Source organism: Pseudomonas sp. S32 (assembly GCF_016648095.1).
Classification (GTDB): Bacteria; Pseudomonadota; Gammaproteobacteria; order Pseudomonadales; family Pseudomonadaceae; genus Aquipseudomonas; species Aquipseudomonas parafulva.
Map to the genome: position 1 here is coordinate 13,346 of NZ_JACVVF010000032.1, position 17,010 is coordinate 30,355.

Genomic DNA, 17,010 nt, shown 5'->3' on the forward strand with positions numbered 1-17,010 from the left:
ACCGACCATGCTCACGATTTCCATCGCCCTGGCTGCGGCGGCGGCGCTTTACCTGGCCATCGAGTGGCGCAGCGTTCGCGAGCAATCATTGCTGTACTGGAGCGCGGGCTTCGCCACCATCACGGTTGGCTGCACCCTCGCCTTGATGCGTGGCATCGGCCTGTTGTTCATTGGTATCTGGTTCGCCAACGGCTTGCTGGTGGTGGCCCACGGGTTGTTTTTGCTGGGGGTGTTGCGCTTTACCCAAGACCGCGTGTCACGGGCATGGCTGGTGATCGTGGTGATCTGGTTCGCGTTGCTGATGCTGCCGGCCGGGCCGGAGTGGTCGAAGGTGATGCTGATGGCCAACTCGTTGCTGGTGGCGTCGCTCACGCTCAAGGCCAGTTCACTGTTGCAACCCCATGGCCAGTCGCTGAGCGTAGGGGCTGTGCAGTTGCGCTATGTGCTGCTGATTCATGGTTTGTTCTACGTGATCAAGGCCATCATCGCCATTGCGCCAGGAACGTTGATAGACCTGGCCACCTTCGGTGGGCTGATCATCCAGGTCTCGCTGGTGGAAGGGGCCATGGCGATCATGCTGATTGCCTTGTCCATGACCGGTACGGTGCGCTACCGCCGCGAAGAGCGGATTGCCCGGCTGGCGGCGCGTGATCCACTCACTGCGCTCTATAATCGGCGTGCGCTGGAGGTGAGGGCAGGGCCATTTTTCAAGGATGTAAGCGCCGTGCGGCCTGGGGCTTTGCTGTTGATCGATATTGACAACTTCAAGTTGGTCAATGACCTGCATGGGCACATCGCAGGGGACCGGTTACTGGTGGCCCTGAGTGAGATGATCCGTGCGGTGCTCCCGGAGCGCTCGTTGGCGGCGCGGCTTGGGGGGGATGAGTTCGTCATTTTGCTGAGTGGGGCGAGTAACGAACGGGTGCTGGAGCTGGGGGGAATGCTGCGCGAGCAGTTCCAGCAATACGCGCGTGTGACCGTCCCTACAACAGAGGCGGTGACGTTGAGTATCGGGGCCAATGTGTTCGACCAGGCGCCGGTGAGCCTGGCGGCGCTGATCGAGCAGGGCGATGTGGCGTTGTATCAGTCCAAGCGTGGTGGGCGGGACAGCATTCGGTTCGCCGAGCGCCAGGTCCAGGCCTGAGCCAGCGCTCTCTTGCGTTCTTAGCGATTGGAGCGTGGATTAACTGGGGCCTTTAAGCCAGCGCAACGGGCGCTGGTGCATAGGCATATCGCGTGCGAGTGCTTCATGCGTTTGGTCTGGATTGCGTGAAAAAAGCCGGCTGAATGCAACGTCGCTCAGTCCTACGTGTACACAGGCTTATCTGTGTAGCAGATATGAGGTGTATCACCATGGCTAACAATCAAGACATGCCAGGCACTCAGGGCGGCAAGGCAGACACTCATGGCACCGACCAAGACCGTGATCGTAGCCCCGACACTGGCCATCAAGGCGGGCAGATGCCCGGTCCGGACGTCACGAAGACCCCCAAACCCGATTCTGACCAAGGCCGTCAGGGTGGAGTGGGGACCGGCGCAGGGGGGGCCGCAGGCACCGCAGAGATGGATGACGAGGAAATCGGCCGGCAGGGCGGGCACGCCGGCCAGCAAGGTGGCCAGATGAAGGATGATCAGCGCTGAAACTGAGGTGCGCGGCCGAGGCGGCCAGTGCCGCCCCGGCGTTCTTGTCACCTTGCGTTGAATGAAGCCGCGCGCTCTCTGTTCCCTGTGTACGTCTGTTCCCTGTCCCGCACGTTGCCAGATCCTGTCGCCTCCTGCGGCAGCGCAGTTACCTTGATGGCCCGCACAGGTACGGCAAATGCGGCGCCGATGCTGGAGAACTTTTCCAGCAGTTGAAAGTTGATGGCCTGCTGGATGTCCATGTACAGGTTGTAGCCCGGGTCCTTGACGATATACACACACTCGAATTCCAACGCTTCCTTGCCGAACCCGCGCAAATGAGCACGGTCGAAGCGCACCTGTTGCTGAGCCTTGATCGCCTCTTCGACAATGGCGGGCGCCTGTTTGACCGCCTCGGTCGGGGTGTCGTACGACAGCCCAAATTCGAACACGATGCGCCGTTCCTGCAAGCGCTTGTAGTTCTGGATGGTGCTGCCAATCATGTTGGCATTGGCCATGACGATCTGTTCACCGCCCAGGCTGCGGATGCGGGTGGTTTTCAGCCCTACATGCTCTACAGTGCCCGCCAACGGGCCAATGACGATGAAATCCCCCACTTCGAAGGGCTTGTCCACGGCAATCGACAGTGAGGCGAACAGGTCGCCCAGAATGTTCTGCACGGCCAGCGCAACGGCAATACCGCCCACCCCCAGGCTGGCAACGAACGCGGTGATGTTCACCCCCAGGTTGGACAGCATGGCCAGCAGCACCACCGACCACAGCAGCACGCGCGCGCCCCAGGCCGACAGTGTCGCCAGTGCACTGCCCTGGCTGGTGCCGTCGGCGCCGTTGTGCAGGAAGTAGCGGTCCAGCCCCAGGCTGATGGCGCGGTTCACCCACAAGCCGATCTGCAGGGCCGCTACCACGAACCACAGGCTGCCCACCCGGCTAAGCCACCGTTCAGGCAGGTCCAGCATGCTCAGGCCTACCAGCAGTGAAGCGAGGAACAGCAAGGAATTGCTGGTCCCCGACAGCACCCTCGCCACAACGTGACTCAGCGCCCCGGAGTGCTCCGACCAGCGCTGGACCCGGCGCAGTAGAAAACTGATTGCCGCCCGGGATACCAGGAAGGTGAGTACGGCGACCGTGACCGCCAGTAGCAAATTGAGTATGGAGATACCGAACAGCGTGGTGTCGGTGAACAGTGTGATGATGCGATCGCTCATGAAAGGCTTGCCTCCTCCTACTGTGGTTTCGACGGCTTCGCGTGCAGCGCGAAATACATGCCTCGCAGTGCTTGGTCAGAATTCGGTGCGATGGGTTCGATCGAATTGTCGAAAACCGAGGGACGGGGCTAGAGCTTGAAGCGCACCCGTATCGTGCTGAACGGGGCTGAAGCATCAATACGGATAGCTTGCGCGCCATAGCCCGAATAGCTCTTCACCAGCCGCATGCCCAACCCCGTTCCACTGGGTTTTGGGTAGGAATCGGGAAAACCGTCACCCTCATCGGTGACCACGATTGCAGCATCTTTGCCATCGCGGGTGACGTTGACCGTAATGAGGCCTCGGCCATACTTCAGCGCGTTGGTAACCAGTTCCGAAACTACCAGCCCCAACGGCGCCATCCGTTCTGAGGACAGTTGGAACGTCTCGATCTGCAGTTCGATCTTGCGCTCTGCAAACGCCTTGCCGATATCCCCAACCAGCCCGCTCAAGTACTCCGACGCGCTGACGCCCTCGCAATAGGCATTCTGATAGAGGCGTTCGTGGACGGTTGCGATGGTGAGTACACGGTTGGCTGCGATTTGCAACTGGGACTGGACGGCTTCTTCGTTCGAAAGGTTGGCCTGCAAAATCAACAGGGTGTTAACCAGGTGCAGGCTGTTTTTAACCCGATGGTGGATTTCCTCCAGGTGTAAACCCTTTTCAGTCAGCTTTACGTTCTGCGCGTCGATCAAAGCCTCTAGCCGGGCTTCCTGCTCGTGGCGTTCCGTGATGTCCCTGGAAACGGCAATGATCTTGTCGATGTGGCCTTGTGGGTCGAGAATGGGGGCCGCTGTCACGTCCCACCACCTTGGTTCGCCCTTGGCGGTTGGGCAGAAGGATTCGAACCGTACAGACTCACCCGCGGCAACCCGTGCGAGTGCATTATCCACCACAGGCCTGGAGCCTTCCGGCCACAGGTTTACCCAAGGCTGGCCTGACACGGTGTCCAGGCTGTCAATCTGCATGCGGCACAAGCCCGCTGCATTGAAAAACTCCACCCTGCCGTCCCTTGAGAGGATCTTGACGCAGTCCGGGCTGGCATTGAGGACGCTCTCTGAGTAGGCCGGGGAGGTTTTTGATTCGAACTGAACAGCAAGGCGCTCGATGGCCATGGAAATGATATTGGCCAGGCCTTCCAGGAAAACGACGTCACTTTCGATGAAATCGTCGCCATCGCGGCTGTCTGCCTCCAGGATGCCGAACGTGCCCGTCACTCCTCGGACGGGAACATTAATGGCACGTTCAATCCCATACTCCCTGAGCAATGAGGGGGTTCTGAACCGCAGCTCCTCGCCCAGGTGGTTCGAGATGACGGGGCGGTTGGTAGCGAACGCGTAACCCGCCGGGCTGGCTTCGTCGGCCCCTACCGTTGCAGTACCAATGTCTGCGGCCTTCCAGCCTACACCATTGGCCAGCACCAACAGCGGTTCGCCAGGCACCGGCCGCAATACCTTTGCGAACAGCGTATCCATCCCTTTCGCGGCTATTTCACAGGCCTGGTCCAGAAGCTGATCAAGGTCTGTCAGCTTCAGCGACTGCACACCAAAACCGACCACCAGTTCATGCTGTTTGCGTAAGCGTGTGTGGGAGATCTGCAAGGCGGCACGAATGATTTCGTCAGTCGACAATTCGGGCATGGGGTGCATCCGGCATAAGGCAGGTGGGGAGATAGACAACAGTTCTTGGCATGGAGGGGTAGTGCACAGCCACATTGCCTGGGCCACAGCGCAGTGGCCAAATCATGCGGGAATTTACACGCATGGCGGCAAAAGTAACAGCGCTGCTTGGGGCAAAGCCGACTGAATGCGCCAGGTAGCCGCCCAGCGTTGTGCCTGTTCAACAAAACCAACTGTTCAGAAAGATAAAACTATCGCGGTTCTCTGCGCTCTTCTGAAAGACACCCTTCACTCTGGAGATGCCTGATGAAAGACAACCACCCCCATGTTGGCGACAAGGTACCGCGTCCACTGTCCTCTGAAGAGGCGCAACAAGGTGAACAGGTCCCAGACCCGATACTCCAGCGCCCCGACCCCGATACCGAGGTGGTCGACAAAGTGATCACCCCAACCTCGATCAAGGAACAGGAAGCGCAAACCGAGGCCATCGAGCGCCGGTTGCAGGATGTGGAAAAAAAGGTGGGCCGCTAGGCGGGCGATTGGTCTGCAGTACGCAACCCACCTGATCGCAATAACGAGGAGGACTGTCATGCCTGATACACCCAAAAAGATTCGCTACGGCGTGGTTGCCGGCGGCTCTATTTCCCAGGGTGCATTCATGCCGGGGGTCGGCCAGACCGATAACTCGGTGATCACCGCGCTGGTGACGGGTGACCCCGAAAAAGCCCGGCAACTCGGCGAACGGTATGGGCTGCGTACCTATGCCTACGAGGAGTATCCGGCACTGCTGGCGGCCGGCGAAGTCGACGCCCTCTATATCGCAACGCCGAACTTCCGCCACCGTGAGTTCGTGATCCCGGCTCTTGAGGCGGGCATCCACGTACTGCTGGAGAAACCCATGGGTACCAGCGAAGCAGACTGCCAGGCGATGATCGATGCCTCAGCGCGCACAGGCGCCAAGCTGATGGTCGCTTACCGGCTGCACTGCGAGCCCGGCACCTTGGACATGATCGAACGTGTGCACAAAGGCGATTTCGGCGACCCCAGGCTGTTTACCTCGATTTTCACGCAGCGGGTCAAACCCAGTAACCACCGTGCCCAGAATGGCTTTGCCGCAGGGCCAGTGCCAGATATGGGCCCTTACCCGCTGAACATGGTGCGCCAGCTGTTCAACGCCGAGCCCATCGAGGTGGCGGCAATCGGTGTGCAGTCACCGGGTAGCGCTGTGAACACCTGGGACACCGTCACCGTTAGCCTGCGCTTTCCGGACGAGCGTCTGGCACAGTTCACGGTGAGCTACACGCTGCCAGACACCGAGCGTTTCCAGTTGCTGGGCAGCAAAGGGGAAATCGAGGCCTCACCGTGCTTCGGCTACGGCGAGGGGGTGGCGATCAGCTACCGGGCGACAATCGACGGCGAAACCCGCGTGCATGTGAACCCGGTCGTGGACCAGTTTGCAGGTGAAACCGCCTACTTCTCCGACTGTATACTGCGCGACCAGGCGCCGGAGTCGGACGGGGTAGAGGGGCTGCGCGACGTGCGCGTGATCGCGGCCATCGAACGGGCATTGCAGACGGGGCAGCCGCAGCAGCTCGAACCCCTGCCGGCCCGCCAGCACGCTCGCCGCCGCGAACAGCACAGGGCCTTCCCGCTCGCCGAAGTGCCGCCGATGGTGGATACCGAATCGCCCACCGAATAATCAGCCGCCTGCGCGCCACGTTTGGCGCGCAGGCGGGGTTTTCAGCAGGGTGGGCGTCGACCGCTCAGCGCCAGGGCTGCGCGCAGTGCCGCCAGATGTGTCAGCCCTTGTGGCAGGTTACCCAGGTAGTTGCCCGAGTCGGGGTCTACCATTTCCGAGTAGATGCCTGCGCCGTGGCCGAGGCCCTCCAGTGCCGCGTGAAAGGCCTTTTGCGCTTCAGTCTCATGGCCAAGCAGCACCCAGGCTTCCACCAACCAGAACGAGCAGGCGAGGAAGCAGCCTTCCTCGTCACTGGCCCCGCTGTAGCGATAGTGGAAGGGGCCAGTGCCCAGAGACTGCTGTACCGCATGCAGGGTGCTGCGCAGGCGCTCTCGCTGCGGGTAGCCAAAACGCACGGCTAGCGCAATGCCTGCGTCAAGGCGTTCACTGCCGGGGTAAAACACATAAGCCTGCAGCCGCTCGCTCCAGCAATGGCTTTCTACCCACTCCTGGATGCGACCCCGCTCGCGTACCCAGCGTTCCCGGCAGGTGGTGGGCAGATGCCCGCCGTCGGCCAGCTCGATGGCGCGGCTAAGGGCCTGCCAGCAACTGATCTTGGACAAGGTGTAGTGCCGTACCTCATGCAGCTCCCAGATACCGGAATCGGGCTGGCGCCAACAGTCTGCACAGTCGTCGGCCAGGCGCGCCAGCAGCGCTGCGCTGACGTTGTCGAGGATATTGCCGCATTGAATAAAGCAGCTGGTGGTCTCGAAAATGTCGCCAAACACGCCGTGTTGCAGTTGATTGTGTGCGTCATTGCCCACTACAGGCGGCGATTGCTTGTAACCGGGTAGGTCTATGGGGTGGATGCCGTCACCGACGTGCCCGTCGAGAGTGTAAAAGACACGTGCGCCATGCTCGTCCAGCCGACGCAGCAACCAGGTATAGGCAGCCTTGGCTTCAGGCTGGGCACCAATGCCCAGGAACGCCTCGATGGTGTAACCGGCGTCCCGTATCCAGGCGAAGCGATAATCGTAGTTCTTGAAGCCGCCGATACGCTCTGGCAGCGATGTGGTCGCCGCCGCCATGATCGACCCACTGGGCGATGACAGCAGCAGTTTCAGCGCCAGCGCATTGCGTACCACTACCGCTTCGTAGGGGCCCTGGTAATCCAGGCCCTGGGACCATTGCCGCCACTCCCGGTCAGAGCCATCGATGCGGGCATCCACCAGACTCAGCGCAGGCACCACCAGCGGCTCGTCGTAACCGGCGATAAGGCCGAGCACCGTCCGCTGGCCAGCCGTGATCTCCACGGTGCCTCGCACGCCGAGGTCATCCTTGCGCTGTACATCCACCCGGTCATCGTGCAGGAACATGCCCAGAATGTGCCCGGCATGGAATACGCAGCCATTATCGTTGGGCGAAAGATAGGGGCTGACAGTATCGGCCTGGGTGCCGAAATCGATGGCCACGTGGAATGCCACCGAGCCTTCGATACCTTCGATTCGCCTGGCCAGTTCCGCCCAGGGCAGCCGCCCGGCCGGGCCGCTGTTAAGCGACTCAGTCAGCCTGGCCCTGCCGCTGCTGGTGATGTAGTCGGTTTCCAGCACATTACTGCCCGGCCGGTAGCGCCGCTCAGCCACATAGGGCTGGCTTGGGGTAATGGCAAAGTGGCCCCCGGTGGTCGGCGCCAGCAACCTGTCGAACAAGGGCGGTGAGTCCATGTGCGGCACGCACCACCAATCGATGGAGCCGTCCAGGCCGACCAGGGCCACTGAGCGCCCGTCGCCAAGTGCTGCGTAGTGTTCCAGCAAAAGCCAGCCCCCGGCATCGCGCTGGGGTTCCCCTTGTTGCGTCAGGCTTTTCGTATCGTCGTCCACAGGCAAGCTCCAACGTCAGTCGTAGTGCTGGGACTGGATGGTTGTGCGAAGAGTTCTAGGCTTCAGACGCAAAGCCACAGGCATGACCAATGAGTCAAAATAAATGGAATCTTTTGCTCGGCTGTTCGCTCCATTAGGCTGGGTTTGATGGAGAAGAGTCCAATGGCAGGGCAGCAACTGTATGTGATCGAGTATGAGCTTCACGGGGACTTCCGCACGTTCATCATTCGCCTTGAGCGCATGGATAATAGCGAAGCTTGGCATTGGGCGAGTTGCGATGCCGGAGTCGGGATCATTCCCCGGTTTGGGCAGCACACCATCAAGAAAGTCAGCCGCCCGATGGCTGAGCGGTATGGCTTGGCCAATGTGAAATGGCGGTTGTCTGGCACAGGCCCTGAATTCGTGGCGCCTGCGGTGGACATGAAAAAGTTTGCTGTTAGCAAATGAGGATTGTAGGTGCGGGTTACGCGCGCTCACCGCGTAACTTGATCGATTCCCACGGTGCGTCGGAGGGTTCGTAGCGCTTTGCCATGCGGGCCCAGAGGGTGGGCCCAGATGGTGGGCGCGGGGCAGAGGTTGCCAGCGCATGGGTGAAAGATGTTGGAAGACACGTTTTCAGCGCCCAGTACCGCCTCGACCACGGTGCGCAAGCGTTCGGTATCGGCTTCGCTGTTGACCAGCACCGGGGCCAGCAACTGGTAATCGATTTCGGCGCCGACCCCGTAACTGGCAGCTTGGCCGGCGACGATTTCGCGGTTGCGACGCTCCACCAACGCGCGGATTCTCGGCTCTTCCAGTGACACGGGCCTTGGCGCCTCAGGGCTCATAATGGTTCAAATCGGAGCCCGGCCCTTCCTTGCCATTCGGCGATACAACACCACCGTCGAGCACAGCGCACACAGTGCAGCGAACGCGACCCAGTAAGCAGGCGCAGCCTTGTCACCGGTTTCATGGATCAACCAGGTCGACATGGCCGGCGTGAACCCGCCGAACAGGGCCGTAGCCAAGCTGTAGGCCAGGGAGAAGCCCGCTACCTTCACTTCGGCAGGCATGATTTCCGTGAGCGCCGGGATCATTGCACCGTTGTACATCGCATAGAGGAACGAGAACCACAGCAGTACCTCAAGCATGTGCGCGAAGCTTGCCGCCTGGGCAAGGTAAGACATTGCCGGGTAGGCGGTGAACAAGGTGAGCACGGTCATGGCAATCAGCATCGGTTTACGACCGAAGCGGTCGCTGAGCGTGCCACCGATTGGTAACCAGATAAAGTTGGACACGCCTACCAGAAGCGTCACCAGCAACGCGTCGGTGGTGCTCAGGTTCAGTACAGTCTTACCAAAGGTAGGAGCGTACACGGTGATCAGGTAAAAGGTACTGGTGGTCATGGCGACCATCAGCATGCCCGCGACGACCAGCGATGAGTTGCGGCCGAGGGTGGCGATCACCTGCTTCATGGTCGGGCGATGCTGACGCTTCTCGAACGCTTCGGTTTCTTGCAGGTTACGGCGCAAGAAAAAGATGAACGGGATGATTAGGCAGGCAACGGCAAATGGAATTCGCCAGCCCCACTCGCTGATCTCGGTCGGCGCCAGACTTTGGTTCAGTCCGTAACCCAACGCAGCAGCGACCACGATGGCGACCTGTTGGCTGCCGGATTGCCAGCTGGTGTAGAACCCTTTGCGACCCGGTGTAGCCATTTCAGCTAGATAGACCGACACACCGCCCAATTCAGCACCGGCGGAGAAGCCTTGCAACAAGCGGCCAAGCAGCACAAGCGCGGGTGCCCAATAGCCTATCGTGGCGAAGCCAGGGACCAGGACGATAAGCAACGTGCCACTGGCCATGATGGACAGCGTGACGATGAGACCTTTGCGGCGGCCAACATCGTCGATGTAAGCACCCAGAATCACTGCCCCCAATGGACGCATGAGGAAACCGGCGCCAAACACGGCGAAGGTCATCATCAGCGAGGCAAATTCGCTGGAGGCTGGGAAGAAAGCTGAGGCGATTTGGGTGGCGTAGAAACCGAACAGGAAGAAGTCAAATTGTTCGAGGAAGTTACCAGATGTGACACGTAAAACCGCCGCGGCTTTGGACCGGGCGGGAGGGGAAGCAGGCATACACGGTTCTCCAGCACAAATCTATTGTTGTTGAGCGATCAATCGCCTCGAGTATGCTGGACACATCCTGAAATGCTTAATGAAATATTCTGTTCACGGTCGCGCAGGGCGCACAGGTGCTTCACGCGACAGGAGAGGGAGCAGGCTCTTGTACCGCTTCGCGAAAGTCATCGCATGCGCGTTGTGCATTTCAGGGGCGGTTCGCAAGCGGGTTTGATCCAGTGCATCCACGCCCACCCGTCCACCTTGGAGGAACCAGGCTGAACTTCAGGGTGCGCATGGGCTTCCTCTACATAGGAGGTCGGGATCGCTGGCCGCCAACTGAGGGCGTGATCATGACTGAGCCTGTGACCTACTTCTGGATTGCCCTGGCGGTGATCATTCTTCTGGTGGACCTGTGGGCCATCGTCAGCGTGTTTCGCAGTGACAAGGCAGACACCACCAAGGCGCTGTGGGCACTCGTACTGCTGGCGCTCCCGGTTATCGGCCTGGGGATATGGGGTGTGTGGGGCCCGCGTGGCATAAAGCGCGGCACCGGGCCCTCCTCGCCGGAACACAGCAAAGGTTGAGGTGGCAGTATGAGCAAGCTACGTGACGAGCAACGCAAGGGCGCGGATCTGGCCAAAACCAACGGTGAGCAGGAGCGCGACAACGATGCTCACCGCCCTGAGGGTTCAACCGGTACCTCGCAGGATTCAACAGCGCAGAAAGCCGCCCGGGAAACACCCCGGAAAGCACGTAAACAGTAATGAGTCGCCAGCACACCAAGGAGCTGTAACGTGCCACGTATTATCACCCCGGCTACGCCTGAGACTGACCTGGAGGAGCAAAACGCGCGCATGTTCGGCTCCCCCAAGGAGCGGCTGGATTTTTACAGGCAGGAAATCCAGTACGAAACCAGTATCCTCGCTAACCGGACAGATGCGTACTTGGCGGCTCAGTCATTTCTGGTCATCGCGTTTGTCTCGGCAATGGGTAACCTGAACGAAAGCTGGGGTGAGATGTTTACCCTGGTCGTTCCTCCGTTTCTGGCACTGCTCGGTGTGCTCAGCTCACTTAATGCGTGGCCGGGTATTCGCGCAGCGTTCAAGATCATCGAACACTGGCAGCTCAAGCAAAGCCATTTACTGCGCAGCGAGCCCATGATGGGCCTGGCCTACGATGAGTCTCCACTGTTCAGTGAGGCGGAAACCTCCCGAGCCGGGCATCGTAAATCGCTGTTGTTCTCACTGCGTACACCGTGGATTTTCCTCGCCTGCTGGGTGCTGCTGGGCGCATACGCCCTGTTTATTCAGCTGGCTTAGCGCCAAGCCCTTTTCAACCCCCGTGTGTCATGCCCATCATGTGCACCTGCAGCACGCGGGCCGTGGCGCCCTGGCTGTGCTGACCCTTCACGATGTTCGAGGTCGACGCATGGAACAACAACCCGCTGGCAGCGCTGCCAGGGGCCAGGATGACGCTGCTCAGACGGCCGAGCGGCTGCAGCTTGCGCTTAGCGCGGGCGCAATCATCGGTACTTGGGTGTGGGACATCACCAACGACCGGGTAACCGCTGACGAGCGCTTTTCCCACTCGTTCGGCTTGCCACTTGCCAAGTGCCTGGCGGGTATGCCGTTGGTCGAGGCATTCGACTCCATCTATCCCGAAGACCGTGAGCATGTGGCCGATGCCATTCAGGCCGCCATGGCCTGCGGCGGTGCGTTTCGCTGCGAGTACCGCGTACGTCATGACGATGGTTGCTACCGCTGGGTAGAGGCCAGCGGGCGGGTTGAGTTGAACGGGGAGGGGGCGCCGGTGCGCTTCCCGGGTGTGCTGATGAACATCGAGTCACGCCGCGCCGCCCAGGCCGAGCGCGACCGGGTCATGGCCATGCTGCGCACCTTCACGGCTGCGGTGCCGGGTGTGGTGTATGCCAAGGACCGCCAGGGGCGGATGCTGGTAGCCAACCATGGCACCACCGTGCTGATCGGCAAGCCACCTGAGTACTACATCGGCAAGACCGACCTGGAGTTCCTCGAAGACAAGCAGCAGGCGCAGCAGGTGATGGAAACCGATCAGCGCGTCATGGCAGCCGGCAAGGCCGTGGAGGTCGAGGAGCGCGTGGATATGCCTGATGGCTCTGCCACCTATTGGCTGTCGTTGAAAGCGCCCCTGCTTGGCGACGATGGCGAGGTGATCGGGCTGATTGGTTCGTCCATTGATGTCACGGCCCGCAAGCAGGCCGAGGCCCAGTTGCTGGAGCTCAACCGCACGCTCGAAGCACGCATCAGTCAGGCGGTGGCCGAGCGTGAAGAAGCTGAAGCAGCCCTGCGCCAGGCGCAGAAGATGGAGGCAGTGGGGCAGTTGACGGGCGGGATCGCCCATGACTTCAACAACCTGCTGGCAGGTATCTCGGGAAGCCTCGACTTGATCCGCGCGCGTTTGGGGCAAGGGCGTATGGACGATGTCGAGCGTTACCTCACCGTGGCCCATGGTGCTACCCGCAAGGCAGCGGCACTGACTCACCGGCTGCTGGCATTCGCCCGCAGGCAAACGTTGCTGCCGGTGGAAACCGATGTGCATGCATTGATTGGCGGTATGGAGGAGTTGATCCGCCGTACTGTGGGGCCTTCGATCACGCTCGAGGTGCGCCTTGAGGCCTTGGCCAGCACTTGCCTGGTAGACCCGGCCCAGCTTGAGAACGTACTGGTCAACTTGTGCATCAATGCCCGTGACGCACTCGCCGGCGCGGGTTGTATCAGTATTCATACTGAAGACCAGCATCTAGAAGACGGTGCCGACCCTGAGTTGCAGGGTGGCGACTACCTGTGCATCTGCGTGGCCGATGGGGGTACAGGCATGGCCCCGGACACCCTGGCCAAGGCCTTCGAGCCGTTTTTCACCACCAAGCCCGTAGGGGCGGGTACGGGCTTGGGCCTGTCGATGGTGTATGGCTTTGCCAAACAGAGTGGCGGGCAGGTGCGCATCGAGTCCACCGAGGGGGTGGGTACCCGGGTTTACCTGCAGTTGCCCAGCCATGGGGAGCCGGGCCATGTGGCCATGGCACCCCCGCCCAGTGCCACCAGCCACCGCGCAGTGCCCGGGCACACGGCGCTGGTGGTGGATGATGAAGCCTCGGTTCGCATGTACGTGAGCGAGATCCTCAATGGGCTGGGGTATGTGGTGATCGAAGCAGCAGACAGCCTGGCAGGTTTACAGTTGCTGCGTTCTGACACGCGCATCGATGTGCTGATCACGGACGTGGGCCTGCCGGGTGGGCTGGATGGCAGAAAAATGGTCGAAGCAGCCCGGGCTGCACGGCCAGGGCTGCCGGTGTTGTTCATGACTGGCTATGCCCCTACCGAGCCTGCAACCGTAGGCTGGCCGGGGCAGGCGGGGGCGGTGTTGAGCAAGCCGTTCACGCTTGATACGCTCATCAAGGCGCTCAACACCCTAAGCCTGTAGTTTCTGGTAATGGTTGGGGCCGACAGGCGGCCCCGGTCAGCCAACCCTTCGATCAAGCCGACATGCCGCTCGCCGATACGCTCGCCGCCGCACCAGGCACCAGAATCACCTTGCGGCAATCGTCTTTTTTCTGGTCGAACAGCTTGTACGCCAGGGTGGCCTCTTCGAGCGCCATGCGGTGGGTAACGATCTGTTCCGGCTGCAACCGGCCTGCCTCGATGTACTCGAGCAATTCCGGCAGATATTTGTGCACGTGGGTCTGGCCCATCTTGAAGGTAAGCCCTTTTTCGAATGCGTCGCCGAACATGAAGCCGTGGATGAACCCCGCATACACGCCTGGCACGCTCACCACCCCACCTCGGCGCACGGCAGCAATGCACTGACGCAAGGCCTTGCCGTTGCTGCCCTCGATCTTGAGGGTGGTGAGTACCGCCTCGGCAGTGCTGCCTTTGGCTTCGAAGCCCACCGCATCAATGGCCGCGTCTACGCCGCGCTTGCCTGGGGTGAGGCGGATGATGCTGTCTGCCGGGTCATCATCCTGTTCGTAGTTGATCGGCACCACACCGTAGGCATCGCGGGCAAACGCCAGCCGGTAGTCGTTGTGATCGACCATGAAGATGGTCTGCGCGCCCAGCATGCGGGCACAGGCCGCGCTCAGCAGCCCCACAGGCCCGGCCCCGTAGATGGCCACTGTCGAGCCCTGGCCTACCTGGGCGTTGGTCACGGCCTGCCAGGCCGTCGGCAGGATGTCGGAGAGGAACAGCACCTTGTCGTCCGGCAGCGCCGTGGGCACCTTGAACGGCCCCACATTGGCCTTGGGTACCCGCACGTAATCCGCCTGGCCGCCCGGTATGCCGCCATACAGGTGGCTGTAGCCAAACAGGGCTGCCCCTGGCGGGATCACTTTTTTATTGATGATGGCGCCGCGCCCAGTATTGGTGGTTTCGCAGGCGGCGAACAGGTCGTGCTGGCAGAAGAAGCAGTTGCCACAGGCAATCACGAAGGGGATGACTACCCGGTTCCCGACCTTCAGGTCTGTAACGCCGGGGCCTGCCTCTTCGACGATACCCATGAATTCATGGCCGAAGATATCGCCGGGTTCGGTTTGCGGAATCCTGCCGTGGTACAGGTGCAGGTCCGACCCGCAGATGGCCGTGGCTGTCACGCGCAAGATGACGTCGTCATCGGCCTGGAGCGTTGGGTCTGGAACCGTATCGACCCGGACATCCTGCGCGCCGTGGAAGGTCAGTGCTCTCATGGTTCAGCTCCTGCAAGGTCGGTTGTGCAGTTCAGGGTTAACCACGGCGTGAGTATAGTTCAGCTCCCGGCGCGCACCGGCCTCAGCAGGCAGCCGCCCCGACTGGCAGGCGGATGGTGAAGGTGGTGCCGTACACCGCATCGGAACTGACGGTGACAGCGCCCCCATGCGCCTGGGTTATCTCGCTGACGATGAACAAGCCCAGGCCGATGGAGCGCACCGGGTCGCGGTGGCTGCTGGCGCGCGTCATGGGGGCGAACAGCGTTGGCAGCGAACGCTCGGGGATGCAGGGGCCATGGTTGTGCACGGCGATCACGGCCGCGTGGGGCTGCAGGTCGGTGGTCAGGGTGATGGGATGGGCGAGGTCCCCGTACGCCACGCTGTTGGCAACCAGGTTGCCAATCATCTGCTGCAGCCGATCACCGTCGATGTCCAGCTCGCCATGGCCTCGGGACAGGTGGCGGATGTGGGCGTGGGTAAAGGCCACGCGCAGCTCGTTGACGCTTTGATCCACGGTTCTTGGCAGGTCCGTAGGGCTGCGCCGGATGGTGATGCCTTCGCCGATACGCACCGAGGCAAAGTCGAGCAGGTCGGCAATCATGCGCCGCGCCCGTTCCGAAGAATGGCTGATGCTGCTCAGCAGGCGCCGCTCCTTTTCCCGGTGCTCGCCGCGCTCCAGCAACTGGGTGGCCATCTTGATCGCCGTCAGCGGGTTTTTCAGGTCGTGGCTGGCGATCGCCACCATCTGTTCGGCAAAGGCCGCGCGCCGCTGGGCATCATGGTAGGCGTCGGCAAGCTCCTGTTTGGCGTGTTGCAAGGCCGCTTCTGCTTCAGTGGTCTGGGCCAGCAACTGTTCGGCCCGGCGGCGGGCAGCCAGCAGCTCACGCTCATAGCGGTCACGTTCGATGGTGCCGAACAGGGCCATTTCGTGAAATACGCCATGGGCGTGCTCGCGCCGCACCCCGTTGAGCAGCATGGTGATGACATGGCCGTCGCGGTGGAGCACTTCAAGTTTTACCTCCGCCACGGAGCCCTGCATTTTCATCAAGGGCGCCCAGTGGGTCTGGTGAAAGATGCGCCCGCCCATGGTCAACAGCTCTTGAAACCTGCGCTGCAACAACGTTTCCAGCGAGTGCCCCAGCCAGTTGCAGAAGGTCTGGTTGGCCCGCACGATAACGCCGGCTTCGGTAGTGACGACCAAGCCGCAGGGGGCGCCTTCGTACAGCTGCTCTACAAGCGGCAGGGCGTCTTCGGGGGTCATTGGCCGAGCGCCCAGGGCTGCAAGAACGCGTCCATGGCCTGGGAGCAGGCAGTAGGTGCGCTCATATGCGGGCAGTGGCCGATGTTCTCGATCAGGCACAGCGTACTGTTGGGCATGACCGCATGCAGATACTCACCCACCGAAACGGGGGCGATCAGGTCATCGTGGGACTGCAGGATCAATACCGGCGTGGTCAGGCCGGCAATGTCCTGGCGATTGTCCGACAGGAACGTGACGCGGGCGAAGTGCCCTGCGATTTCTGGGTCGGTACGGCAGAAGCTGTTGGTGAGCTCATCGCCCAGCGCCGGTTGCCCGGGGGCACCCATGATCACGGGAGCCATGGTGCTGGACCAACCCAGGTAATTGCTGTCGAGGGTGTCGAGCAGGCTTTGGATATCGGCCTGCCTGAAGCCCCCTATGTAGTCGCCGTCATCGATGTAGCAGGGGGACGGCCCGACCATTACATGGGCAGTGATGCGCCCTGGCTGCTTGCGGTCGGCCAGGGCGCCGATCATTGCGCTGACCGAATGGCCGACCACGATCACCGGGCCTTCGGCGAAGGCATCGATAACCTCGTTGAGGTCCTGGGCGTAGCCCTGCAGCGAATCGTATTTGCGGCGGTCGTAGGCGGTGAGGTCCGATTGCCCGGCGCCTACCAGGTCGTAGGTCACCAGCCTGAAGCGCCCGTGAAAGTGGGGCAGCAGGTACTTCCACATGGACTGGTCGCAGCCGAAACCGTGGGAAAACACCAGGGTGGCTGGGCCGCTACCGGTGACCTGTACGTTGTTACGCAGCGCTAGATTCATGAGATTCCACGGGCAGCAGCATCATGCTTGTTGGGTGTCGGGCTTGGCAGCTCATTGTG

General features: G+C 61.3%; 17 protein-coding genes. 9 read left to right on the forward strand and 8 right to left on the reverse strand.

Annotated features, from left to right (window positions below; translation table 11 throughout):
• Positions 1-7: 7 nt before the first annotated feature.
• Entirely contained in the window at positions 8-1,144 is a 1,137-nt protein-coding gene (locus IAE38_RS17040; protein WP_236404130.1) for a GGDEF domain-containing protein, read from the forward strand.
• 209 nt (positions 1,145-1,353) lie between these two features.
• Positions 1,354-1,641: a hypothetical protein gene (locus IAE38_RS17045; protein WP_201163216.1), complete on the forward strand. Its 288-nt coding sequence runs from the start codon at positions 1,354-1,356 to the stop codon at positions 1,639-1,641.
• 47 nt (positions 1,642-1,688) lie between these two features.
• Here IAE38_RS17045 and IAE38_RS17050 read toward each other — a convergent pair whose 3' ends face one another.
• Positions 1,689-2,846 (reverse strand): mechanosensitive ion channel family protein, encoded by a 1,158-nt coding sequence (locus tag IAE38_RS17050; RefSeq protein ID WP_201218388.1) that lies wholly within the window; start codon positions 2,844-2,846, stop codon positions 1,689-1,691.
• Positions 2,847-2,974: 128 nt separating this feature from the next.
• Complete coding sequence (locus tag IAE38_RS17055) at positions 2,975-4,525, reverse strand: sensor histidine kinase (protein ID WP_201218389.1); 1,551 nt, start codon at positions 4,523-4,525, stop codon at positions 2,975-2,977.
• A gap of 285 nt (positions 4,526-4,810) precedes the next feature.
• Between IAE38_RS17055 and IAE38_RS17060 the strand changes: the two genes are divergently transcribed.
• Both IAE38_RS17060 and IAE38_RS17065 read left to right on the forward strand, forming a co-directional pair.
• Entirely contained in the window at positions 4,811-5,035 is a 225-nt protein-coding gene (locus IAE38_RS17060; protein WP_201163213.1) for a hypothetical protein, read from the forward strand.
• A 58-nt stretch (positions 5,036-5,093) separates the two neighbouring features.
• On the forward strand, positions 5,094-6,203 hold the full coding sequence (locus tag IAE38_RS17065; protein WP_201218391.1) for a Gfo/Idh/MocA family protein: 1,110 nt from the start codon (positions 5,094-5,096) through the stop codon (positions 6,201-6,203).
• A 41-nt stretch (positions 6,204-6,244) separates the two neighbouring features.
• Here the strand turns inward: IAE38_RS17065 and IAE38_RS17070 are convergent, their stop codons facing one another.
• Positions 6,245-7,996 carry a glycoside hydrolase family 15 protein gene (locus tag IAE38_RS17070; protein WP_236404138.1) on the reverse strand — a complete coding sequence of 584 codons (1,752 nt, stop codon included), beginning with the start codon at positions 7,994-7,996 and terminating at the stop codon, positions 6,245-6,247.
• A gap of 228 nt (positions 7,997-8,224) precedes the next feature.
• Between IAE38_RS17070 and IAE38_RS17075 the strand changes: the two genes are divergently transcribed.
• A complete protein-coding gene (locus IAE38_RS17075) occupies positions 8,225-8,509 on the forward strand; it encodes a DUF6555 family protein (RefSeq protein WP_201218392.1) in 285 nt (94 codons plus the stop codon).
• A gap of 26 nt (positions 8,510-8,535) precedes the next feature.
• Here the strand turns inward: IAE38_RS17075 and IAE38_RS17080 are convergent, their stop codons facing one another.
• Positions 8,536-8,865: a hypothetical protein gene (locus IAE38_RS17080; protein ID WP_201218393.1), complete on the reverse strand. Its 330-nt coding sequence runs from the start codon at positions 8,863-8,865 to the stop codon at positions 8,536-8,538.
• Positions 8,866-8,895: 30 nt separating this feature from the next.
• A complete protein-coding gene (locus IAE38_RS17085) occupies positions 8,896-10,182 on the reverse strand; it encodes an MFS transporter (protein WP_201163210.1) in 1,287 nt (428 codons plus the stop codon).
• Positions 10,183-10,517: 335 nt separating this feature from the next.
• On the opposite strand from IAE38_RS17085, the gene IAE38_RS17090 reads away from it, so the two are divergent.
• The 4 genes from IAE38_RS17090 to IAE38_RS17105 all read left to right on the forward strand — a co-directional run bounded on the left by IAE38_RS17090 (position 10,518) and on the right by IAE38_RS17105 (position 13,626).
• Positions 10,518-10,751: a PLDc N-terminal domain-containing protein gene (locus IAE38_RS17090; RefSeq protein WP_201218394.1), complete on the forward strand. Its 234-nt coding sequence runs from the start codon at positions 10,518-10,520 to the stop codon at positions 10,749-10,751.
• Between the two features lie 9 nt (positions 10,752-10,760).
• On the forward strand, positions 10,761-10,931 hold the full coding sequence (locus tag IAE38_RS17095) for a hypothetical protein (RefSeq protein ID WP_201163208.1): 171 nt from the start codon (positions 10,761-10,763) through the stop codon (positions 10,929-10,931).
• Positions 10,932-10,961: 30 nt separating this feature from the next.
• Entirely contained in the window at positions 10,962-11,486 is a 525-nt protein-coding gene (locus tag IAE38_RS17100) for a hypothetical protein (RefSeq protein WP_201163207.1), read from the forward strand.
• Positions 11,487-11,595: 109 nt separating this feature from the next.
• Positions 11,596-13,626 carry a hybrid sensor histidine kinase/response regulator gene (locus IAE38_RS17105; RefSeq protein ID WP_201218396.1) on the forward strand — a complete coding sequence of 677 codons (2,031 nt, stop codon included), beginning with the start codon at positions 11,596-11,598 and terminating at the stop codon, positions 13,624-13,626.
• A 52-nt stretch (positions 13,627-13,678) separates the two neighbouring features.
• On the opposite strand, the gene IAE38_RS17110 is transcribed toward IAE38_RS17105, so the two are convergent.
• The 3 genes from IAE38_RS17110 to IAE38_RS17120 form a co-directional block, all read right to left on the reverse strand.
• Positions 13,679-14,884 carry a zinc-dependent alcohol dehydrogenase gene (locus IAE38_RS17110; protein WP_201218397.1) on the reverse strand — a complete coding sequence of 402 codons (1,206 nt, stop codon included), beginning with the start codon at positions 14,882-14,884 and terminating at the stop codon, positions 13,679-13,681.
• 82 nt (positions 14,885-14,966) lie between these two features.
• Positions 14,967-16,145 carry a PAS domain-containing sensor histidine kinase gene (locus IAE38_RS17115; protein WP_201163204.1) on the reverse strand — a complete coding sequence of 393 codons (1,179 nt, stop codon included), beginning with the start codon at positions 16,143-16,145 and terminating at the stop codon, positions 14,967-14,969.
• On the reverse strand, positions 16,142-16,951 hold the full coding sequence (locus IAE38_RS17120; protein WP_201163203.1) for an alpha/beta fold hydrolase: 810 nt from the start codon (positions 16,949-16,951) through the stop codon (positions 16,142-16,144). The genes IAE38_RS17115 and IAE38_RS17120 overlap by 4 nt, the downstream gene beginning before the upstream one ends.
• Positions 16,952-17,010 lie beyond the last annotated feature (59 nt).

What these genes read in the sequence shown, in the direction of transcription:
- IAE38_RS17060 (WP_201163213.1), top strand. Translation starts at nt 4,811, where the DNA reads ATGAAAGACAACCACCCCCATGTTGGCGACAAGGTACCGCGTCCACTG.
- IAE38_RS17045 (WP_201163216.1), top strand. Translation starts at nt 1,354, where the DNA reads ATGGCTAACAATCAAGACATGCCAGGCACTCAGGGCGGCAAGGCAGAC.
- IAE38_RS17105 (WP_201218396.1), top strand. Translation starts at nt 11,596, where the DNA reads ATGGAACAACAACCCGCTGGCAGCGCTGCCAGGGGCCAGGATGACGCT.
- IAE38_RS17090 (WP_201218394.1), top strand. Translation starts at nt 10,518, where the DNA reads ATGACTGAGCCTGTGACCTACTTCTGGATTGCCCTGGCGGTGATCATT.
- IAE38_RS17075 (WP_201218392.1), top strand. Translation starts at nt 8,225, where the DNA reads ATGGCAGGGCAGCAACTGTATGTGATCGAGTATGAGCTTCACGGGGAC.
- IAE38_RS17050 (WP_201218388.1), bottom strand. Translation starts at nt 2,846, where the DNA reads ATGAGCGATCGCATCATCACACTGTTCACCGACACCACGCTGTTCGGT.
- IAE38_RS17110 (WP_201218397.1), bottom strand. Translation starts at nt 14,884, where the DNA reads ATGAGAGCACTGACCTTCCACGGCGCGCAGGATGTCCGGGTCGATACG.
- IAE38_RS17115 (WP_201163204.1), bottom strand. Translation starts at nt 16,145, where the DNA reads ATGACCCCCGAAGACGCCCTGCCGCTTGTAGAGCAGCTGTACGAAGGC.
- IAE38_RS17040 (WP_236404130.1), top strand. Translation starts at nt 8, where the DNA reads ATGCTCACGATTTCCATCGCCCTGGCTGCGGCGGCGGCGCTTTACCTG.
- IAE38_RS17120 (WP_201163203.1), bottom strand. Translation starts at nt 16,951, where the DNA reads ATGAATCTAGCGCTGCGTAACAACGTACAGGTCACCGGTAGCGGCCCA.
- IAE38_RS17055 (WP_201218389.1), bottom strand. Translation starts at nt 4,525, where the DNA reads ATGCCCGAATTGTCGACTGACGAAATCATTCGTGCCGCCTTGCAGATC.
- IAE38_RS17065 (WP_201218391.1), top strand. Translation starts at nt 5,094, where the DNA reads ATGCCTGATACACCCAAAAAGATTCGCTACGGCGTGGTTGCCGGCGGC.
- IAE38_RS17095 (WP_201163208.1), top strand. Translation starts at nt 10,761, where the DNA reads ATGAGCAAGCTACGTGACGAGCAACGCAAGGGCGCGGATCTGGCCAAA.
- IAE38_RS17085 (WP_201163210.1), bottom strand. Translation starts at nt 10,182, where the DNA reads ATGCCTGCTTCCCCTCCCGCCCGGTCCAAAGCCGCGGCGGTTTTACGT.